This window comes from Sorangium sp. So ce204, assembly GCF_051526795.1.
GTDB classification, from domain to species: Bacteria; Myxococcota_A; Polyangia; order Polyangiales; family Polyangiaceae; genus Sorangium; species Sorangium cellulosum_B.
In genome coordinates this window covers 5667076-5686239 of record NZ_CP150317.1, presented here as the reverse complement: position 1 = coordinate 5686239, position 19164 = coordinate 5667076, and the positions used below count along the sequence as shown (strand labels likewise).

14 protein-coding genes are annotated in these 19164 nt (G+C 71.6%); 5 read left to right on the top strand and 9 right to left on the bottom strand.

The annotated features are described in order from the left end of the window. Nucleotides 1-513 carry a peptide deformylase gene (gene def, locus WMF22_RS21120; protein WP_437300843.1) on the bottom strand — a complete coding sequence of 171 codons (513 nt, stop codon included), beginning with the start codon at nt 511-513 and terminating at the stop codon, nt 1-3. Nucleotides 514-685: 172 nt separating this feature from the next. Next, complete coding sequence (locus WMF22_RS21115) at nt 686-2818, bottom strand: ATPase, T2SS/T4P/T4SS family (RefSeq protein WP_437300842.1); 2133 nt, start codon at nt 2816-2818, stop codon at nt 686-688. A gap of 1007 nt (nt 2819-3825) precedes the next feature. Between WMF22_RS21115 and WMF22_RS21110 the strand changes: the two genes are divergently transcribed. Next, nucleotides 3826-4032, top strand: coding sequence for a cold-shock protein (locus tag WMF22_RS21110; RefSeq protein ID WP_012236438.1), 207 nt, complete (start codon nt 3826-3828; stop codon nt 4030-4032). Nucleotides 4033-4208: 176 nt separating this feature from the next. Here the strand turns inward: WMF22_RS21110 and WMF22_RS21105 are convergent, their stop codons facing one another. Next, on the bottom strand, nt 4209-5153 hold the full coding sequence (locus tag WMF22_RS21105; protein ID WP_438036824.1) for a metallophosphoesterase family protein: 945 nt from the start codon (nt 5151-5153) through the stop codon (nt 4209-4211). A 45-nt stretch (nt 5154-5198) separates the two neighbouring features. Next, the gene (locus WMF22_RS21100; protein WP_438036823.1) at nt 5199-6161 is read right to left on the bottom strand and encodes a formylglycine-generating enzyme family protein; all 963 of its coding nucleotides are present in this window, start codon (nt 6159-6161) and stop codon (nt 5199-5201) included. A 213-nt stretch (nt 6162-6374) separates the two neighbouring features. Here WMF22_RS21100 and WMF22_RS21095 point away from each other — a divergent pair, with 213 nt between their 5' ends. The 3 genes from WMF22_RS21095 (at nt 6375) to fxsT (ending at nt 11995) form a co-directional block, all read left to right on the top strand. After that, entirely contained in the window at nt 6375-7874 is a 1500-nt protein-coding gene (locus WMF22_RS21095; RefSeq protein WP_437300839.1) for an SIR2 family protein, read from the top strand. Between the two features lie 26 nt (nt 7875-7900). Beyond that, the gene (locus tag WMF22_RS21090) at nt 7901-8977 is read left to right on the top strand and encodes an ATP/GTP-binding protein (RefSeq protein WP_437300838.1); all 1077 of its coding nucleotides are present in this window, start codon (nt 7901-7903) and stop codon (nt 8975-8977) included. Nucleotides 8978-9124: 147 nt separating this feature from the next. After that, nucleotides 9125-11995 carry an FxSxx-COOH system tetratricopeptide repeat protein gene (gene fxsT, locus WMF22_RS21085; protein ID WP_437300837.1) on the top strand — a complete coding sequence of 957 codons (2871 nt, stop codon included), beginning with the start codon at nt 9125-9127 and terminating at the stop codon, nt 11993-11995. Between the two features lies 1 nt (nt 11996). Here the strand turns inward: fxsT and WMF22_RS21080 are convergent, their stop codons facing one another. The 4 genes from WMF22_RS21080 to WMF22_RS21065 form a co-directional block, all read right to left on the bottom strand. Continuing rightward, the gene (locus WMF22_RS21080) at nt 11997-13295 is read right to left on the bottom strand and encodes a pyruvate dehydrogenase complex dihydrolipoamide acetyltransferase (RefSeq protein ID WP_437300836.1); all 1299 of its coding nucleotides are present in this window, start codon (nt 13293-13295) and stop codon (nt 11997-11999) included. A gap of 39 nt (nt 13296-13334) precedes the next feature. Further along, nucleotides 13335-14318, bottom strand: a complete 984-nt coding sequence (locus tag WMF22_RS21075) for a pyruvate dehydrogenase complex E1 component subunit beta (protein ID WP_438036822.1) — start codon at nt 14316-14318, stop codon at nt 13335-13337. After that, nucleotides 14315-15292: a pyruvate dehydrogenase (acetyl-transferring) E1 component subunit alpha gene (gene pdhA / locus WMF22_RS21070; protein WP_437300834.1), complete on the bottom strand. Its 978-nt coding sequence runs from the start codon at nt 15290-15292 to the stop codon at nt 14315-14317. Before pdhA ends, WMF22_RS21075 begins: the two co-directional genes overlap by 4 nt. Before the next feature lie 200 nt (nt 15293-15492). Further along, nucleotides 15493-16929 carry a serine/threonine-protein kinase gene (locus tag WMF22_RS21065; RefSeq protein WP_438036821.1) on the bottom strand — a complete coding sequence of 479 codons (1437 nt, stop codon included), beginning with the start codon at nt 16927-16929 and terminating at the stop codon, nt 15493-15495. 179 nt (nt 16930-17108) lie between these two features. Between WMF22_RS21065 and WMF22_RS21060 the strand changes: the two genes are divergently transcribed. Beyond that, nucleotides 17109-18164: a hypothetical protein gene (locus tag WMF22_RS21060; RefSeq protein ID WP_438036820.1), complete on the top strand. Its 1056-nt coding sequence runs from the start codon at nt 17109-17111 to the stop codon at nt 18162-18164. Between the two features lie 117 nt (nt 18165-18281). Here WMF22_RS21060 and WMF22_RS21055 read toward each other — a convergent pair whose 3' ends face one another. Continuing rightward, nucleotides 18282-18851, bottom strand: coding sequence for a hypothetical protein (locus WMF22_RS21055; protein ID WP_438036819.1), 570 nt, complete (start codon nt 18849-18851; stop codon nt 18282-18284). Between the last annotated feature and the right edge of the window lie 313 nt (nt 18852-19164).

Below are 19164 nucleotides of genomic sequence, written 5' to 3'. Positions count from 1 at the left end.
TCAGCTCGCGGCTTCTGCGCCGCGCTTCTGCATCTTCCGCTGGACGATGCGCTTCTTGAGCGTGCCCATCCGGTCGATCATCAGCACGCCGTCGAGGTGATCGAGCTCATGCTGGATGGCCACGGCGAGCAGGCCGTCGGCCGCGATCTCGAACGTCGCCCCGTCGCGCCCGCGGGCGCGGACGGTGACGCGCTCGGCCCGCTTGATGTCCTCGCTGATGCCAGGGAACGAGAGGCACCCTTCGGGGCCGGTCAGCTGCCCCTCTTGCCGCACGATCTCCGGGTTGATGAACACGAGGAGGTTGCTCGGCTCGTTGTCCGCGGCGATGTCAACGAGGAAGACGCGGTGTGGCTCCCCGATCTGCGTGGCCGCGAGGCCGACGCCGGGCGCCGCGTACATGGTCTCGGCCATGTCGTCGATAAGCTTCGTGATTTCGGGCGTGATGTCCCCGACCGGCTGTGCCTTCTGACGCAGGCGCGGGTCGGGATAGTGGAGGATGGTGCGGATGGCCATGGCTACTCAGCATCATAACCTCCGTTCCTAGCTGGCGCCCGTCAAGACGCCCTCATCTCGCGTGTTGCGTGGGTTGCGTGGGTTGCGTGGGTTGCGTGGGTTGCGCGTCGGTTGCGCGTCGGTCGCCGTGCTTCGCGCTGGCCACGCTGGCCAGCCTTCGCGCGGGCAGCCGCTAGCGATTTCGCCGGAACGAGGTCGACGTATCGACGCTGAGCCCGCGGGACTGAAGATCTTCCACGATGTCCGGCACCAGCCCGGAGGGGTGAAACGTCCCCTCGAGCGCGCCGCCGGCGGCCGTCCGCTCGACCACGAAGGTGAATACGTCGCGAATGGCGATCTGCCCGCCCTCCACCGCGAGCTCCGCGATGCGGAGCACCCGGTGGCGACCGTCGCGGAGCAGCGCGATCTCGATCGCGAGGTCGAAGGACGAGGCGAGCCACTCGCGCGCCGTCTCCGGCGTGATCCCGGGGCGGGTCGCGGCGATGTCGGCGGGGAGCCTCGTCACTGCCTGCCGCAGTGTCGGCGCGCGGGAGGCCGCGAGCACGCCGTCCATGCCGCCGCCGATGGCGTCCACGATTTCGGCCGCGACGTGGCCCGAGAACGAGCTCACCACGACCCGCTCCGGCCGGATGCGTACGGCCGCCCGCACGGCCCGGGTGCGTTCGTCCGTCGTGGCCCCGAGCGCGATGGACAGCGTGTTCGGCTGATCGAGGGCGAGCTCGTCCTCTTCCTGGAGCACCACGACCCGGTCGTCGGGCTGCGCCGCGGCAGCGAGCGCGCCGAGCAGCCAGCCCGTCCCGGCGTCCCGCGTCCCGGTGACGAGGAGGTTGCCGCGACCGAGCACGCACTGGGCGAGCAACCCGGCCATCGCGCGCGAGATCGTTCCGTTGCGCACCAGGTCGTCCAGCGTGACGTCGGGGCGCTGTGGCTTCCGGATCACCAGGGTGGAGGTCGCGGCCGGCGGCAGCACCGCGAACAGGCGGCGCCCCTTCGGCAGGGTCCGCTCGACGAAGCTCGCGCCCGCCTCGATCGGCTGGCCGGCCGCCATGCAGAGCCGGCGGATGGCCCGGCCGACCGCGCGCTCGCTGCTGAACCCGACCTCCGCGATGACGCGCCTGCGCCCGTGCATCGCGATCACGTGGTCGTAGCGGAACACCTGGATCTCGCTCACCTCGGCGTCTTCGAGCAAGCGGTCGAGCGGGCCGAGCGAGAGGAGCTCCCGCTGCGCGTCGGCCACGAGCGCCTCGGCGTCGACCTCGGGGGGGAGCTCGCCCGCCGCGCGCAGCGCCTCCGCGCCTGCGGCGCTCGCCTGCGCGATGCGCTGGGCGAGCGCGCCGTCCGGCGGCGCGCCGCTGTCGAGCGGCGTGAGATCGACCACGTCGGCGAGCCGCTCCATGAGGCGCCCGAGCGCCCGGCGGTGCGCCACGGCATGCGCCGAGTCGCCCTGTCCCCGGTCGACCCGATCCGAGACGGGCGGGATGGCGCGCCGGCTCGGGATGGGGACCACGCTCGGATGGACGGCGACGTTCGAGGCGCCCTGCGGCGACACCGCGGAGGTGCTCGTTGCGCTCTGTGCAGGCAGCGGGGTCGCGGTCGCGTACGGGCGCGGCGCCTGCGGGGGTGGGGGGGCGGCGTTGACGGCGCGGCCGTCGCGCGCCGGCGGTGCGGTGGTCATCGCCGGGTGCGCAGGCAGCGGCGGGACGGACACACCGCCCTGCGAGCCTGGCGTGAGGGGCGGACGAGGCGAGGGGATGCGCGGCGGACCGGGGACGGGGATGGCCGCGGCCGCGTCGACCGACTCGTCCGGATCGTTCTCGAGGGGGAAGTGGCTGATCACGCCCTGGCTCGTGCGCGACGGCTCGCCCCTCTCGTTGATCAGCGGCAACGGCGCCGACCGGTGCAGCCCTTTCTCGGCGGACGGCGGCGGCCCGCGATCGGGCAGAGGTCCCGGCTCGCCGGACATCTCTTCCGGCGCGCGCGGAGGCGCCGTGCTGTCCGGAGGGGCCGTCCCGGCCGCCGCCGTCTCGATCCGCAGCACGAAGTCGCCGATGTAGATCTTGTCGCCTTCGCGAACGATCGTCGCCTGAGCGATCTTCCGGCCGTTGACGTACGTGCCGTTCGTGCTCTTGAGATCGGTGACGATGAAGCGCCCGTCGCGGAAGAGCAGCCGGGCGTGTCGCTTCGACACGTTGCCCTTCGGCAGCATCAGGTCGTTGCCCTGCACGCGGCCGACGTTGATCTCTGTCCGGTCGAAGGTTTCGCGGCGCTCCGCGCCCCCTTTCTCGCTGATGATCACCGAGAACATCTCGTCGCCTCGCGGGGCCAGGGCGGAGGTGAGACCCGATGCCCTCGCCACGCCATACGAGCAAGCTCGAACAGACATGTCAACGAGATGCCTTCGATTCCTGCTCCCGGGCGGCGAGCGGGCTCGGGCCCGGGACTGCGCCGCCTGCGCCGCCTGCGCCACGTGAGCGCACGGGGCGCGGTGCAGGTCGCGCGCGCGATGGAGGTCCGGGGATCGATCCGCCGAGCTGTCGCGCCAGCGCGCGCAGGGGGAACGTCGGCGAACAGGCTGAGCCGGCGCCGCCCGGTGCGTGATGTCCTTCGAGCAGGTCGCCTGCTCCGCTGCGACGCTCGATCGATGTCCTCGGCAAAAAGCGCCGCAAGCGCCTGGCCTGCGCTGGGAGAGCGCCCGGAGCGCGCTGCGTCGCTCGCTCCCACGACGCGCGCAGCACGAGGAGCGCGCCCGAGTCGCCGCGCCATTGCGGCGGAGGCCAGGAGAGCGCTGCCCGACGTGCGAGGCTCGCTGCGTGACATGGCGAAGCCCCCACGGACCACGACGCCCTGCGCGGGCCGAAGGACAAGGTTCTTCGATAAAAGCGCAAAACTTGACGGTTGCGCGAATTCTGCTTCGCACCCCACGGCGCGCCGTCACCGCGCGTGATCGTGGACTCGCCGTCAGGATCCGCTGTACGGCGCGAAATTCTCATCGGAGGCTGCTGAAACCGGAGACTGCCGGTGAAGCGGTACTGCCTCGCGCAAGCGCCCGCCGAACCATCATCGCTGCTTGACCTTGGCGCATCGAGCCGTTTACGTTGGCGCCCGCTCGGACCGGGGAGAATCGTCGAAGTCGCCGCGCACGCACATCAACCAGCGGCTGGGCAGCCGCCCTGCGCAAGCTGGATCTGTCTACGAGGGGGGTTTGCTGCATGCAGCCAAGCCCGCATCGGAATCAGGGACCGCAGCCGTGGTCACCTCCCGACTGCCAGCCTGCGCGCCTCGGGTATCGACGAGCTCTGAAGTGGAGGAAATATGGCAGTTGGCAAGGTTAAGTGGTTCAACGACGAGAAGGGTTGGGGCTTCATCAAGCAAGAGACTGGCCCCGACGTCTTCGTTCACTATTCGCAGATCAACGGGGAGGGGCGCCGCCGTCTGTTCGAGGACGAGACCGTTGAATTTGAGATCAAAGAAGGTCCCAAAGGTCTGCAGGCGGTCAACGTGATCCGCGCCACCGCCTGACTTTCCTCCTGACCAGAGCCCCACCGGACTGCCCGCGCAGCGCCCCCGCTGCGCTCGAGTCACGGCATTGCCGAGCCCCGAACATCGCGCGCCCGCCTGGACGGTCGTGCGTGCGGCGGATGGATTGCGCGCGGCTCCGGTGGGGCGCTCGGCCGAGCGCCGAGCGCGCGGCGGGCTCATCGCTCGGGGACCGGGACCTCGCGGAACGCGTCTTGACCCGGGACGAAGCGGTGCGACGTGATGCCCCCGATCGTCCCCGCGTCGTCGATCTCGTAGACATTGAACCCGGCCATCCGTTCGTCGCTGTCGTGAAGGAGCGAAGCGCTGGTGGCGCCCACGGCGTCGATGTGACCCCGCTCGGTGTGCAGCTTGCGGTGAATGCGCCGGTGCAGGTGCCCATGCAGCAGCAAGCCGCGGCGCACCTGCCGCAGCAGCCGCCCCTCTGCCGCGGCATCACCCAGGCCTTCCAGCAAGGTCTTCGCCCGGCTCGCCGGGTTATGGAAGGGGTGGTGCTGGAGCACGACCGGCGTTCGCCGCCGCACCTCCGGGTGTTCTAGCGCTCGCTCGAGCGCGCGCAGCTGGACGGGGCCGAGCCGCCCCGACGCCACCAGCGGGGGACGCGGCCAGGCGGTCGAGAGGCCGATGATCGCGACGGGCCCGCGCAGGTGCACGAAGGGGAACGCCGAGCCTCCGCCATCGCGGGTGGCCCCACCGCCGTCGCTCTTCCCGGGCGCGTCGAGGACGAGGTCGGAGCGCAGGTACGGCGCGAAGTACCGAGAGAAGCGCTGCGAGCGGTGCGCGCCCTTCGTGTACGCGTCGTGGTTCCCCGGGACGATGCTCACCCGCTCGGGCGGAAGGCCGAGACCGCTCTGCAAGAAGTCGCGGACCAGGACGAACTCTCGCTCGAGCGCGAGGTTCGAGACATCGCCGGTGATGACGACGTGGTCCACGTCGAGCCGCCGTATCTCCCGCGCCGCGGCGTGCACCGCGTGCGGCTTGTGGATGGCGTGGCGCCGGAAGCGGAGGTTGAGGTAGCCCGTGAGGCGCTTGTTCAGGAGCCGGAACGGGATGGCCCCCTCGAGGGAGAGGAGGTGCAGGTCGGAGAGGTGCGCGATCCTCACGGGCGCAGTATGGGCTCTTCCGGCGCGGCGGCCAACCGCCGCGGCTCAGGCGTCGCGCGCGCAGCGGAAGCCGCGCCACGCGCGGCGGCTGGTCGGCGAGTCGTGCCCCCGCGCGGCGCCACGCAGCCAGGGCCGCCCCAGGATGTAGCTGCCGCCGCGCAGCACGCGCTCCTCCCCCATGTCGGGCCCCCGCGGGTTCTTCGCGCTGCCGCTTGGATACTCGGGATGGTAGTAGTCAGCCACCCACTCCTCGACGTTGCCGGCGAGGTCGTCGATGCCGTCGGGGGTGCGGCCGGCCACGAGCGAGCCGACGGGCGCGAGCTCGAGGAAGCCGTCGCCGTCGTCGAGCTCGTCGAGCTCGTCGAACGACAGCCTCCCGTGGTTCGCGTGGAATGGGTTGTAGACATGGCCCCAGGGGTAGCGGCGCCCGGCCGCGCCCCGCGCCGCCCGCTCCCATTCGGCCTCGGTGGGCAGGCGACCGCCGGCCCAGACGCAGTAGCGCTGCGCGTCGCTCCACGAGACGAGCACCACCGGCACCTCGGGCCGATCGAACCGCTGCCCGCCGGAGGCATACGGAGGTTCGGCGCAGACGCCGGCCGAGACGCACCGGCGGTAGCTCGCGACGGTCACCTCGGTTCGGTCGATCCAGAAATCCGACAGGTACACCTCGTGGGGCACGAGCTCGTTCGCGAAGCTCGCCTCGGTCTCGTCGACGCACAGCTCACCGGCCGGCTCGAGCTTGCAGAGCGTCACCGCGTGCGCGATCTCGACCTCACTCGATCCCATCGTGAAGCTCCCCGCGCGCACGAGGACGGCAGGTGGACCGGGCGCGCGCAGCGCGACGACGCTCGCGGGCGAGCGCGCGGCGGACGCCGAGAGCGCGGCCTCCGCGCGCGCCGGGAGGCGCGGGGCGCGCCGCGCGCGGGATGGTGGAGCGGCCACGCCGGCGAGGGAGAACGCGACGAGCGAGGCCACCGTGGCCAGCGTGAAGAGGGCCGCCGGACGCATGTCGGAGACGTAGCATGCTCCAGCCTCGCGGACTGTTTCCGCCTCTTCCGGCTTCGCTCGATGCGGCGGTCAGTCGTCTCGGACGTCATGACCGCAGCGGGCCGCCTGGTCGAGCGTTCGACCCTGCGCAGCGCGGCGCACTTTCGCGGCGCGCCGCGCGACGCGCCGCAAAAGTGCGCTGCGCGCCGAGGAGCGATAGACTCGAGGGGCTCGATGTCAACCCTTATGGACAACGCGAACACGGTGAGCGCGGAGGTCGACGCCGCGGTGATCGAAGCGCTGCATGAGGCGCTCGAGAGCGGAGAGCTCGTGCTCTTCGTGGGGGGAGGCATCTCGGCCGCGGCCGGGCTGCCGACGTGGCGTCAGCTCGTCGACCTGCTCGTCGAGAGGGTGCGCGAGCAGACCGGCGACGAGGTCGCGATCGCCGAGGTCGCGGCCCTCGCGCGATCGCAGCGCTACAGCGAGGCGCTGGGCGCGGCGGAGCAGGCGCTCGGCCCGGCGGAGTTCAACGCGTTCGTCGAGGACGCGCTCGACGACGAGGGGCTCGAGCCGCCGCGGATCGCGATCGCCATCGCCGCGCTGCGAGACAAGCTGCGCGCCGTGCTCACCACGAACCTGAACCACCTGCTCGAGCGCGCCTTCGGCTTCGAGTGGGACACCATGTGGCGCGTCACCGACGAGGTCGCGTGGCGGCGGCGGTTCATCCTCAAGCTGCACGGCACGCTGAAGGAGCCGCACAGCTGGGTGTTCGCGCGCGAGCGGTTCCTCGCGTCGATCGCGCCGCCCGACGTGCGCAAGTCGCTCTCGACCGTGCTCTCGCGGTGCCCCGTGCTCTTCATCGGCTTCGGACGCGCCGACGGGAACTTCGACGAGATGCTGGCGGACATCCACGCGCTCTCGGGCGCCTCGCCGCCGCCCCGCTTCGTCATCGCTCCGGGCTCGAGCCTGACGCCGCTCCGCCGCAAGACGCTCGCGGACATGGGGTTCCTGCTCCTGCCTTACGACACCCCCGACGGCAGCCACGACCGGGTGCTCGCGATCCTCGAGCGCACGTGCGCGCCCCGGCCGCGCGCGATCACGTCGCGCGGTCGCTCGATCCTCCCGCCCCCGATCCCCGATCTCGAGCTCCCGCCCTCGTCGTCAGCGCTCGGCGCGCCGTACGACCTCCCGCCGGACTCGGCCGCGTACGACGACACGGTCACGATGACGGGGGCGCTCGAAGCGTCGCGGCGCGAGCGCGTCTCCGAGCCTCCGGCGAGCCCGATAGAGGTCTTCTTCTCGTACTCGGAGAGCAACCGCGAGCTGCGCGACAAGCTCGAGACGCACCTCGCCATCCTCAAGCGCAAGGGCGTCATCCGCGGCTGGCACGACGGCGAGATCGGCGCTGGCGAGGAGCGCGACGCGGCGCTGGCCGAGCACCTCGAGACCGCGAAGGTCGTCCTCCTGCTCATCAGCGCGGACTTCCTCGCGTCGGACTTCTGCTACGACGTCGAGATGCGGAAGGCGATCGAGCGCCACGAACGGGGTGAGGCGCGCGTCATCCCCGTCATCCTCGACGCCTGCGACTGGGAGGGCGCGCCCTTCGGCAGGCTGGCCAGCTTGCCGCGGGGCGGGCGCCCGGTGACGAGCTGGGTCAACCAGAGCGAGGCGTTCACCGACATCGCAAAGGGCATCCGAAAGCAGGTCGAGCAGCTCACCCAAAACCCCTCCTGAGCTCACCGAGCGCCGGCGCCCAGCCGGTGAGCCATTCAGAGGTGCCACCGCCGCCCGGGATCTGGAGCGTCCCCGCGTCGACCAGCCGGAACCTGGCCGCGCGCGACGATCTGCTCGCCGAGATCGGCGCCGCGCTCGCCAGGCGCGGCGTGGCGCCGCTCTGCGGGCTCGGCGGCACCGGCAAGACCAAGCTCGCCATCGAGTACGCGTACCGCAACGCCGGCGCTTACGACACCGTCTTCCTGATCGACGGTCAGAGCCAGGCGACGATGGACGCCTCCTTCGTCACGCTCGCCGCGGAGATGAGGCTGCCCGAGCACGACCAGCAGGATCCCGCGCGCGCGGTCGGCGTGGTGCGCAGCAAGCTCGGGCGCCGCGGTCGCTGGCTCCTCCTCTTCGATGGCGTGCGCGACCCGAGCGAGGTCGAGCCCTACATCCCGAGCGTCTCCCACGGCGGCCACATCCTCACGACGTCGCAGAACCCTATCTGGCGCGGTCTCACGACGGTGAACGTCCGCGGCATCGAGCGCGCCGAGTCGGTGCGCTTCCTGCTCCAGCGCACGGGCGAGACCGACGCGGAGTCGGCCGACGCGCTCGCAGAGGAGCTCGGGGATCTGCCGCTCGCGCTGGCGCAGGCCGGCGCTTACATCGAGGAGACCGGGCGCCCGCTCGCGGAGTACCTCGCCCTGTTCCGGCAGCGGCCGGCCGCGCTCCTGGAGCGCCCCGTCAGCTTCCCGGTGACGGTCGCGACCGCCTGGGAGAGCTCGCTCGCGGCCGTCTTCAGCCACCAGGCTGCGGCGGAGCTCCTCAGCTTGTGCTCGTTCCTGCCGATGGACGCGATCCCTCGGCGGTCGCTCGGCGAATACGATCCGCTCGCGCTCGACGACGCCATCGCGATGCTGCGGCTGCACTCGCTGATCGAGGTGCGGCCGCACGCGCTCAGCGTCCACCGCCTCGTGAAGATCGTCGTCCGCAACCAGCTGCGGCGGGACGATCGGCGGCGATGGATGGAAGCGGCGCGCCGCATCGTTCAGGCTTCCGGCCGGATCGCCCCGAGCACGGAAGAGGACCGCGAAGGTAGGACGGAGCCGGAGTCGGGGTAAGGCAAGCCCCCCACGAGACGATGGAGGTTCGACCCGCATGTATCCGCCGAGAGCGTCAACTACCGTCTCTTCCTGGGTCTTTTCCGACCGCGTATTCTCGTTGCGCGTCAGGTCCGTCGTGAGACTTTAAGGCCCGCGAGAGGAACTATGGTTGCCTTGGCGACGAGCCCCGCCGATGTGTTCTTCTCCTACTCTCCGAGGGACGAGGACCTGCGGCCCAAGATCGAGACCCACCTCGACGCGCTGAAACGGCAGGGGGTCATCCGGAATTACCAGGGCTTCGCGCTCGGCGGAGGGAGGGAGCGGCGAGAGGCGACCGCGGCGAGGCTGCGCGAGGCGCGGGTCGTGCTGCTGCTCGTGAGCGCGGACTATCTCTCCACCGACGCGTGGCTCTCTCCGGAGATGCGAGAGGCGATCGCCCGCCACGAGGCCGGCGAGTGCCGGGTCATCCCCGTGATCCTGCGGCCCTGCGCCTGGGAGAAGACGCTGCTCGGCGAGCTGCAGCCGCTGCCGCGCCGCGCGCGGCCCGTGACGAGCTACCCCAACCAGAGCGAGGCGTTCACGGAGATCGCGAAGGGGATCCGGAGCGCCGTCCGCGAGACGGAGCCGCCGACGCAGCGGCCGGCCGCGCGAAGGCCGTCGAGCTCGCCCGACGTGGAGCCCCACATCAAGAAGCTGCCGCCGCGGAACCCGGGCTTCACCGGGCGCGACCAGCTCCTGAGCGAGCTGCGCAGCACGCTCACCACGGGGGGGCCCGCCGCGCTCACGCAGTCCATCAGCGGCCTCGGCGGCGTCGGCAAGACGCAGCTCGTCGCCGAGTACGCGCACCGGTACGCGAGCCAGTACAACGTCGTCTGGTGGATCCGCGCCGAGGAGCCGGCCACAGCGGCCGAGGATTTTGCGCGCCTCGCCGCGGCCCTCGACCTGCCAGAGCAGAACGAGGCCGACCAGCGGATCGCGATCGAGGCGGCCCGGTCGTGGCTGTCGCGCAACGACAAGTGGCTCCTCATCTTCGACAACGTGAACGACCCGCAGGACGTCGCCCCGTACCTGCCGCACCCGCGCACCGGGCACATCCTCATCACCTCGCGCAACCCGAGCTTCCGCGGCATCGCCACCCCGCTCACCGTGCCGGCGCTCGATCGCGCCGACTCGGTGAAGTTCCTGCTCGATCGGACCGGGCAGAGCGACGCGCGCGCCGCGGAGAAGCTCGCCGAGACGCTCGGGGATCTCCCCCTCGCGCTGGTGCAGGCGGCGGCGACCATCAAGGAGACGGGATCGTCGATCGCGACCTACCACGCCGCCTTCGGCGATCACCAGCGCGGGCTCCTGCTCCGCGGCATGCCGATGGACTACCCGACGCCGATCGCCACGACCTGGGGCCTCGCGTTCCAGGAGGCGCAGCGCTTCTCGCCCGTCGCGGTCGACCTCTTGAGCCTGTGCGCGTACCTGGCGCCCGATGACATCCCGCGCGAGGGCCTCGCCGACGCCGCGCCGCACCTGCCGGCGGCGCTCGCGGAGGCGCTGAGCGATCCGCTGATGCTCGACGAGGCGGTCGCCGCGCTCCGCCGCTACTCGCTCATCGACGTGCACGAGGGCGCGCTCTCCGTGCACCGGCTCGTCCAGGCGGTGGTCCGCGATCGCCTCTCGCCCGAGGACCGGAAGGTGTGGGCCGAGGCGGCGGTCCGGCTCGTCGACCACGCGTTCCCCGAGAGCAGCGACGAGGTCGAGACGTGGCCGTTCTGCGCCCGATGGCTGCCGCACGCGCTCGCCGCGGCGAGCCAGGCCGAAGCGCACGACGTCGCGCGGGAGGTGCGCGGGCGGCTCCTCGCGCGGTTCGCCGTTTACCTGCAGGGGCGCGCCGCGTTCGCGGAGGCGAAGGGGTACCTGGAGCGGGCGCTCGCGCTCCACGAGGCGGTGTTCGGCCACGACGATCCGAAGGTCGCGGCCGTGCTGCGCAGCCTCGGCAGCGTCCTCCACGACCTCGGCGATCTCGGCGGCGCGCGGGCACACCTGGAGCGCGCGCTGGCGATCGACATCGCGAGCTTCGGCCCCGATCACCCGGACGTCGCGCGCGACGTGAACGACCTCGGCAGCGTGCTCATGGACCAGGGCGATCTGCCGGGCGCCCGCAAGCACCTGGAGCGCGCCCTCGCCATCGACGAGGCGACGTACGGCCCCGACGATCCGAGCGTCGCGATACGGCTCAACAACCTGGGCGCCCTCTTCCGCGACCTCGGCGACTTCGCGGGCGCGCGCGTGCACCTCGAGCGGGCGCTCGCCATCGACATCCGCGCCTACGGCCCGGACCACCCGACGGTCGCGATCGGGCGCACGAACCTCGGCCGGCTGCTCCACGATCTCGGCGACCTCAAGGGAGCGCGCGAGCAGTTCGAGGAGGCGCTCAAGATCGATGAGCACAGCTACGGCCTCTACCACCCGCGCTTCGCGCTCGCGCTGAACAACCGCGGGCGCGTGCTGCGCGATCTCGGAGACCTGGCCGGGGCGCGCGCCGACTTCGAGCGGGCGCTCGCGATCGTCGAGGACACCTACGGGCCGGATCACCCGGACGTGGCGCGGGACATCAACAACCTCGGCAGCGTGCTGCGCGACCTCGGCGATCTCGAGGGCGCGCGCGCGAACTTCGCGCGCGTGCTGAAGATCGCCGAGGCGACCTACGGCCCGGACCACCCGGCGGTGGCGATCGGCTGCAACAACCTCGGCAGCGTGCTGCAAGCGCTCGGCGAGCTGCCCGGGGCGCGCGAGCAGCTGGAGCGCGCGCTCGGCATCGCGCAAGCCACGTACGGTCCGGATCACCCGGTCGTGGCGAGCATCGTGAACAACCTCGGGCGCGTCTTGCAGGCGCTCGGCGATCTGTCGGGCGCGTGGCAGCAGATCGAGCGCGCCGTGGCGATCGCCACGAAGGCGCTCGGGCCGTCGCACCCGTCCGTGCAGATCTTCTCGCGGAACCTGGCGCGCCTCGGCGACGCCCTGGGGAGCAGCGCCGAGGCGACCTGAGCTAGCCGATCAGGATCTGCGTCGGGTGCTCCAGGAGCTGGCGCAGGACCTTGAGGAAGGTCGCGCCGACCGCGCCGTCAACGACGCGGTGATCGCAGGAGAGCGTCATGCTCAGGCGGCGGCCCGGCACGATCTGCTCGCCGCGCACGACGGGCTCGCGACGCACCTGGCCCACGGCGAGGATCGCTCCCTCGGGCGGGTTGATGACGGCGCCGAAGTTGTCGATCCCGTACATGCCGAGGTTCGAGATCGAGAACGTGCCGTTCGCCATCTCCTCGGGCCGCAGCTTCTTCGCCTTGGCTCGCCCGGCGAGCTCGCGCACCTCGGCCGCGATGTCGAGCACCTGCTTGCGATCGACGTCGCGCACCACCGGCGTGACGAGGCCCTCGGGGACGGCGACCGCGACCGAGATGTCGACGCGCTGGTGAACGAGGATCGCGTCCGGGGTGAACTGCGCGTTGCACTCCGGGACGCGCACGAGCGCGATGGCGCACGCCTTGACGAGGAGATCGTTGAAGCTGACCTTGGCCGGCTTCTCCCCCTCGGCGGCGGTCGCCGCGAGATCCGCGTTGATCTGCTCGCGGAGCGCGTTCAGCGGATCGGCGTCGACGTCGATCGAGAGGTAGAAGTGCGGGACCGTCTGCTTGGACTCGGTGAGGCGCCGGGCGATCGCCTTGCGCATCATGCTGAGCGGCCGCACCTCCGGCGCAGCGAGCTCGCCGGGGGCGGTCGCCCTGGCCGCGGCGGCCGGCGCCGGCTTCAGCCCCTCGAGGTCGCGCGCGACGATGCGCCCGCGCGGACCGCTGCCGGCGACGCTGCTGAGGTCGAGCCCGCGCTCTCGGCCGAGCTTCCGCACGTAGGGCGACGCCTTGACGCGCCCGTTCGACGACGGCTGCGGCGCGGCCGGCTGCGTGGGCGGCGAGACCGCCTCGCCGCGCGCCGCGGGCGGCGGGCTCGTCACGGGCGCGTCGCCGCCGGCCGGCTTGGGCTGAGCCTCCGCCGCGCTCGGCTTCGCCGCGGCAGCGCCGCCGCTCCCACCGGCGAGGGCGCTTACGTCCTCGCCCGGGGTGCCGATGATCGCGACAGGCTGGCCGAGCTGAACCACGCTGCCCGCAGGCACGAGGATCTTGAGCAACGTCCCTCGATCGAAGGACTTGTACTCCATGGTCGCCTTGTCGGTCTCGACCTCTGCGAGCAGATCGTCGATGTCGATCGCGTCGCCTTCCTTCTTGTGCCAGGCACTGATCTGCCCCTCCTCCATGGTCGGGGACAGCTTCGGAAGTTCCAGAACCTTCGCCATGGGTCTATCAACCTTGATCGGGGATGTGGGTCCGCTCAGTCAGCTTTTGTAGAGAACGCGGTGAACATTTTCGATGATCCGCGACGCCTGCGGGATCACGTACTGCTCCAGCCGCGCGTTGTAGGGCATCGGGACGTCGAGCGTCGTCGCGCGCAGCACGGGCGCGTCCAGCTCGTCGAACGCGAGCCGCTGGATGCGATCGGCGATCTCCGCGCCGACGCCGCCGTACGGCCAGCCTTCGTGCGCCACGACCGCGCGGTGCGTCTTCGTGACGCTCTGCACGATCGTCTCCTCGTCGAGCGGGCGCAGCGATCGCAGGTCCACGATCTCCGCGCTGATGCCCTCCTTCTCCAGCTCCGCCGCCGCCTCGAGCGCGACGTGCACCATCCGGCTCCACGCGATGATCGACACGTCGGTCCCCTCGCGCACGATCGAGGCGACCCCGAGCGGCACGATGAAATCCGGGTCGTCGGGCACCTCGCCCTTCACGCCGTAGAGCGTCTCGCTCTCCATGAAGAGCACCGGGTTGTCGTCCCGGATCGCCGACTTGAGGAGGCCCTTCGCGTCCGCCGGCATCGCGGGCGCGAGGACCTTGAGGCCGGGGACGTGCGCGTAGAAGTGCTCCATCGAGTGTGAGTGCTGCGAGCCGACCTGCTTCGCCGAGCCGTTCGGCGCCCGCAGCACGAGCGGGATGGTGAGCTGCCCGCCGGACATCTGCCGGAGCTTCGCCGCGTTGTTGAGGATCTGGTCGAACGCCACGGCGGAGAAGTTCCACGTCATGTACTCGACGATCGGCCGGAGCCCGACCATCGCCGCGCCGATCGAGATGCCCGTGAACCCGCTCTCGGTGATGGGCGCGTCGATCACGCGCCTGCTCCCGAACTTGTCGAGCATCCCCTCGGTCACCTTGTAGGCGCCCTGGTAGTGCCCGACCTCCTCGCCGACGAGGTACACCCGCTCGTCGCGCTCCATTTCCTCGATCATGGCGGCGCGAACCGCCTCACGGAATCTTAGGACGGTCATCGCGCAAAAGGTCCTGCATAGGTTGTGGGCTCGAGCACCTCGGGCCCGGGTTCGGGGCTCTCCTCGGCGAAGCGGATCGCGTCGGTGATCTCGTCTTCGACCTCTCTCTCGATCGCCTCGAGGGCGGCCTTGTGGCCCTTCTCCTCGAGCTCGACGCGAGAGCGAAGGAGCACATCCTTCTTCTTGCGCTCCTCGAGCTCCTCCTTCGTCCGGTACTTGCCGGGATCGCTCATCGAGTGGCCCCGGAAGCGGTACGTCCTGATCTCGACCAGCGTCGGCTCCGACTGCGTGCGCGCCCGCGCGACGGCCTCGGCGAGGCGATCGCGCACCTGGAGGACGTGCTCGGAGTTGAAGCGATCCCGCTCCATCCCGTAGGCGAGCGCCTTCAGCGAGACGTCCTCGACCGAGAGCGTCCGGGAGAGCGGCGTCCCCATCGCGTACTCGTTGTTCTCGCAGACGAACACGATCGGCAGCTTCCACAGCGCCGCGAGCGACATCCCTTCGTGGAAGTCGCCGATGCTCACCGCGCCCTCGCCGAAGAACACCATCGAGACCCGGTCCTCGCCGCGGTACTTCGACGCGAACGCGGTCCCGACGGCGATGGGGATGTGCCCGCCGACGATGCCGTAGCCGCCGAGCATGTTGTGCTCCTTGTCGAAGAAGTGCATCGAGCCGCCGAGCCCCTTCGAGCACCCGGTGACCTTGCCGTAGAGCTCGGCCATCGCGGCGCGCGAGCTCATCCCGCGGGCGAGCGCGAGCCCGTGATCGCGGTAGGTGGTCATCACGTAGTCGTCGGGGCGGAGCGCCGCGGAAGCACCGACGGCGATGGGCTCCTGACCGATGTACAGGTGAAGGAACCCGCCGATCTTGCTCTGCGCGTACGCGCGGGCCGCTTCTTCCTCGAAGCGGCGTATCTGAAACATCTTTCGGTAGAGCGACAGATGGAGATCGTCGCCGTTTGTCAGGGTAGTCATCGCGGAGATCTCAAGGGGCAGAACAGCAATTCAGACAGTCGCTAGCGCAGCGATCGGCGTGTTTCCAGGGCGCCTCTCCGGGGCCTGCGACGGACCCGGCGAGGCGCTTGACGTCGGCCGTGCAGGACAGCGACGGTGCTTACTCGGGCTCCTTTACGGGAGTTTTTTCCGCGTGACAACGCATCCGCGATGTCACGCGTTCAACGCGCAGCAGCATCGGCGCCACCGGCGTCCTGCGCGCCGGGCTCTGTGGTCTCTGGCACGCCGAGGTCGTCGGTCTCCGGTGTTCCGGCGTCCGCGCCTTGCTCGTCCTCGGGGAGCGCGGTCGGCGCGGGCGATGTCGTGGCGCTGCCCGGCGCGCTCGCGCTGGGCTCCGCGGCGCTGGGCTCCGCGGCGCTGGGCTCCGCGCTGACCGTCGTGCGCGCTGTGGTGTCGGTGGGGTCGTGCTTCGGGCGCGCAGGCCGCGTCGACGGCGCAGGGCGCGGTCGCGGCGGCGCGGCGGCCGACGAGGCGATCGGCGCTGCTCCGACGGCGGGCTCCTCGGCGGGCGCGTCTGCAGATCGCAGCGCGGTGTGGAGGAGCAGCGCGGCCGTGGCCACGACCACGGCCGCGCCCACGGCGATCTGCCCCGCCTTCCGCTCGCGGGGAGGGAAGTCGGCGTCGAGCGGATCCGCGCGCACCGCGGCTGGCTCGGCGGGCGGCGCCGGCGTCGCCGTGACGGCGCTGTCCAGCATCCGCCTCGGCATCTGGCTGGAGGCGGCCCACTCGAGGCTGCTCGCGAACGCGGCGCCGAACTCGTCGCAGCTCGCGTACCTGTCCTCGGGTCGCTTCGACAGCGCGCGCGCGAGCACCAGATCGAGCGACGGAGGGAGGCCGAGCGCCTTCGCGATCGGCGGCGGCTCGTCGGTCGCGATCTTCGAGGCGACCGTGACCGCGTCGTCGCCCGGGAACGCGCGGCTCCCGGAGATCGCCTCGTACATGACGGCGGCGAGCGAGAACTGATCGCTCTCGGGCGAGAACTTCCCGACGCGGAACGTCTCCGGCGCGCTGTACGCGGGCGTCCCCATGAGCCCTCCCTGGTGCGTCAGCGTCGAGTCCGGGATCCGCGCGATGCCGAAGTCGGCGATCTTGCCGCCGTTCGCGGAGAGGATGATGTTCTCCGGCTTGATGTCGCGGTGGACGATGCCTGCCCGGTGCGCGATCGTGAGGGCCTCGCCGAGCTCGAACGCGAGGCGCGCCGCCTGCGGCGCCGAGAGCGGCCGCTCGAGGAGGTGCTGCTTGAGCGTCGGCCCCTCGACGTACTCGAAGACGAGGTAGAGCCCGAAGTCCGGGTCCTCGCCGACGTCGTGGAGCGTGACGAGGTTCGGGTGGGTCACCCGGGCGGCGGCGCGCGCTTCGTGGCGCATCCTCACGATGAGCTGCTCGCGGACGTCGCGCGGGATGCGCAGGTCGTCGCGCAGGTGCTTCAGCGCGACGTCGCGATCGAGCAGCGGGTCGTGCGCGAGCAGCACGCGCCCCATCGCCCCCTCGCCGAGGAGGCGCTGCACGTGGTAGCGGCCGAGGGCGGCGGGCAGCACGGCGCTATCGCTCGGCTGTGCGAGCGCGCCGCCGCCGTCGGAGGACGAGGATCGAGGCACGTCGCGTCGGTTCTATCCGTCCGGAGGCCCCGGCGGAAGGCCTGGCCGGCGTCTCGCTTCCGGTTATGCTCTGCCGCAGCGCGCCCCGGGTCCACGAGCGGCGCTCGCGGTTCTGCGGAGGCGGTTCCCGCAGAGCCCTTCCGGCGTGCGGCATCCCAGAGAGGGCGCAGCGAGCACAGATGAGCACCGAGAGCGCGTCGAAGCCGGTCCAGGTCGCCGGAGCTACGAAGAAGCGAGGCAAGGTCAAGTACATCGTGCTCGTCGGCCTCGTGCTCATCATCGTCCTCGCCCAGCAGACGGGGCTCCTCGGCTTCGGCGTGGCGCACCTCCGCGCCGCGACCTTCCCGAGAGACGAGTCGCTGCTCGAATATGTCCAAGGCAACGTCCCCGGCGTTGTGATCGTCGACCCTCACCAGATCGACCTGCAGGCGCTCGGCGCGGAGGGGGGCGCGGTGCGGCTGCACATCGAGCGCACCCGTGACGACATCAAGAAGGCGACGGGCATCGATCTCGGGTTCGACGTCGACAAGCTGCTCGTCGCCCCGTCGCTCGTGGTCGCGCGCGGGCGTTTCAACGAGCAGAAGCTCGCGGAGCGCCTGGCGACGCACAGCTACGTCCAGGCAGAGTACAAAGGCGTGAAGTACCTGCTCCGCGCCGGCGAGGACGCGATCGCCGTGCGCGACGGGTCGATCCTGCTGTATGGCGCCGAGCCGGAGATCCGCGCGAGCATCGACGCCGAGGAGGCCGGGACGTCGCTGGCGAGCCGGGACGAGGCGACGTCGCGCCTCGCGCACATCGGGTGGGATCGTCCCCTCCTGGGCGTCGCCCTTCTTTCCGAGAGCAAGCCGAGCCTCCGCGCGATCCTCACCGGCTCCACGGGCCCGCGCGCCGTCACCGTCGGCGTCTCGACGAAGGGCGGGCTCTCGGCGACCGTCGCGATCGACGCCGCGTCGGCCGACGCGGCCGAAGAGCTCCGGAAGCTCCTCGAGGAGAAGCGCGCGAACGTCGATGCGCTGAAGGCGCTCGTCGGCCCGGAGCCCGGGGCGGCGCTCGCCGAGATCGCGAAGCGCGCGACCCTCGCCGTGGAGCCGGGCGCCGGCCGGCTGACGGTGCAGGTGGAGGTGCGCCCCGAGGAGCTCGAGCTGCTCGCGAAGGCCGGCCATGCGGCGGCAGGCTCGCTCGGGGATATGTACAAAAATGTGCGGCTGCTTCAGCTCCTCGCGCCGGGCCCGTGAGGCCGTCGTCCGAGCGGAAGGCGCGCTCGGCCCGTACCGAGGTGGGCACAGCTGTGCGCGACGGCAGCACCGCTCCTGTCGAGCTGGAGCGGCCGGAGGTGCGTCCCTGGTCGAGGCTCAGAGCTCGGCGCAGCGCGGGCACCGCGCCTCGACCCGGTCCGTCGCGCTCTTGACCCGGGCGCGCGCGGAATCGCACCGCTGGTCCGCGTCACCGGCGAGCCCGCAGAGGTGCTGCGCGGCGCGGCTCATGGATGCGAGCGCGCGGCACGCGGTCTCGCACGGCGGCGCGGACGTCGGCTCGGCCTCGAGCTTCTTGGCCGGGGGCTCGCCGCCGGCGGCCGTCGCCCGCGGCGACGGCGCGGCGCGGCTGTCGGGTACGCTCGGACGCGGCGGTGAAGCCGCCGGCGGCGGCGCTCCCGGCTGCGCCGCTTCCGCCACGGCCCGGTCCTCGTCGCGCTGCGCGGGCGCGCCGATCGCCTGATCGAGCTCGTCCTCCGCGCGCTCGAGCTCCGCGAGCGCATCCTCGGCCGTCTCGACGGCGCTCCCCTTGTGCGGCGCCATCGAGGTCGCACCGGCGGGCTCCGGCGCCACCGGGGCTTGCGCGACGGAGGCGCCGCCGCAGCCAGAGAGCGCGGCGGCGCTGATCGACAGGGCGGCGGCGGCAGACCAGGCACGGTGTCTGTTCATCGGTCCTCCTGCGCCTGACGCCCGGCGCCCGGCTTTCGGCTCATCGCGGCGCCGCGGACCGCGACCGCGCGCCGAGATCTTGTGTGCGGCGCGGCGAGGTTGACCCCCTCGCCGTGCGCTATGCTCGCGGCGATGAATCTGCTTCGACCGATCGGCGCCCTCGTTCTGGCTCTCGGACTGGTCGCAGGCTGTCAGCGAGGCAGCTCGCGCCGGCCTGCGTCTCAGCCGTCGTACGGCCAGGCCTATCCTCCGTACGGCGCGCCCCAGCAGGGTGCTCCTCCACAGCAGCCCGGGTACCCGCAGCAACCCGGGT

What these genes read in the sequence shown, in the direction of transcription:
- fxsT (WP_437300837.1), top strand. Translation starts at nt 9,125, where the DNA reads ATGGTTGCCTTGGCGACGAGCCCCGCCGATGTGTTCTTCTCCTACTCT.
- WMF22_RS21100 (WP_438036823.1), bottom strand. Translation starts at nt 6,161, where the DNA reads ATGCGTCCGGCGGCCCTCTTCACGCTGGCCACGGTGGCCTCGCTCGTC.
- def (WP_437300843.1), bottom strand. Translation starts at nt 513, where the DNA reads ATGGCCATCCGCACCATCCTCCACTATCCCGACCCGCGCCTGCGTCAG.
- WMF22_RS21075 (WP_438036822.1), bottom strand. Translation starts at nt 14,318, where the DNA reads ATGACCGTCCTAAGATTCCGTGAGGCGGTTCGCGCCGCCATGATCGAG.
- pdhA (WP_437300834.1), bottom strand. Translation starts at nt 15,292, where the DNA reads ATGACTACCCTGACAAACGGCGACGATCTCCATCTGTCGCTCTACCGA.
- WMF22_RS21060 (WP_438036820.1), top strand. Translation starts at nt 17,109, where the DNA reads ATGAGCACCGAGAGCGCGTCGAAGCCGGTCCAGGTCGCCGGAGCTACG.
- WMF22_RS21095 (WP_437300839.1), top strand. Translation starts at nt 6,375, where the DNA reads ATGTCAACCCTTATGGACAACGCGAACACGGTGAGCGCGGAGGTCGAC.
- WMF22_RS21080 (WP_437300836.1), bottom strand. Translation starts at nt 13,295, where the DNA reads ATGGCGAAGGTTCTGGAACTTCCGAAGCTGTCCCCGACCATGGAGGAG.
- WMF22_RS21110 (WP_012236438.1), top strand. Translation starts at nt 3,826, where the DNA reads ATGGCAGTTGGCAAGGTTAAGTGGTTCAACGACGAGAAGGGTTGGGGC.
- WMF22_RS21115 (WP_437300842.1), bottom strand. Translation starts at nt 2,818, where the DNA reads ATGTTCTCGGTGATCATCAGCGAGAAAGGGGGCGCGGAGCGCCGCGAA.
- WMF22_RS21055 (WP_438036819.1), bottom strand. Translation starts at nt 18,851, where the DNA reads ATGAACAGACACCGTGCCTGGTCTGCCGCCGCCGCCCTGTCGATCAGC.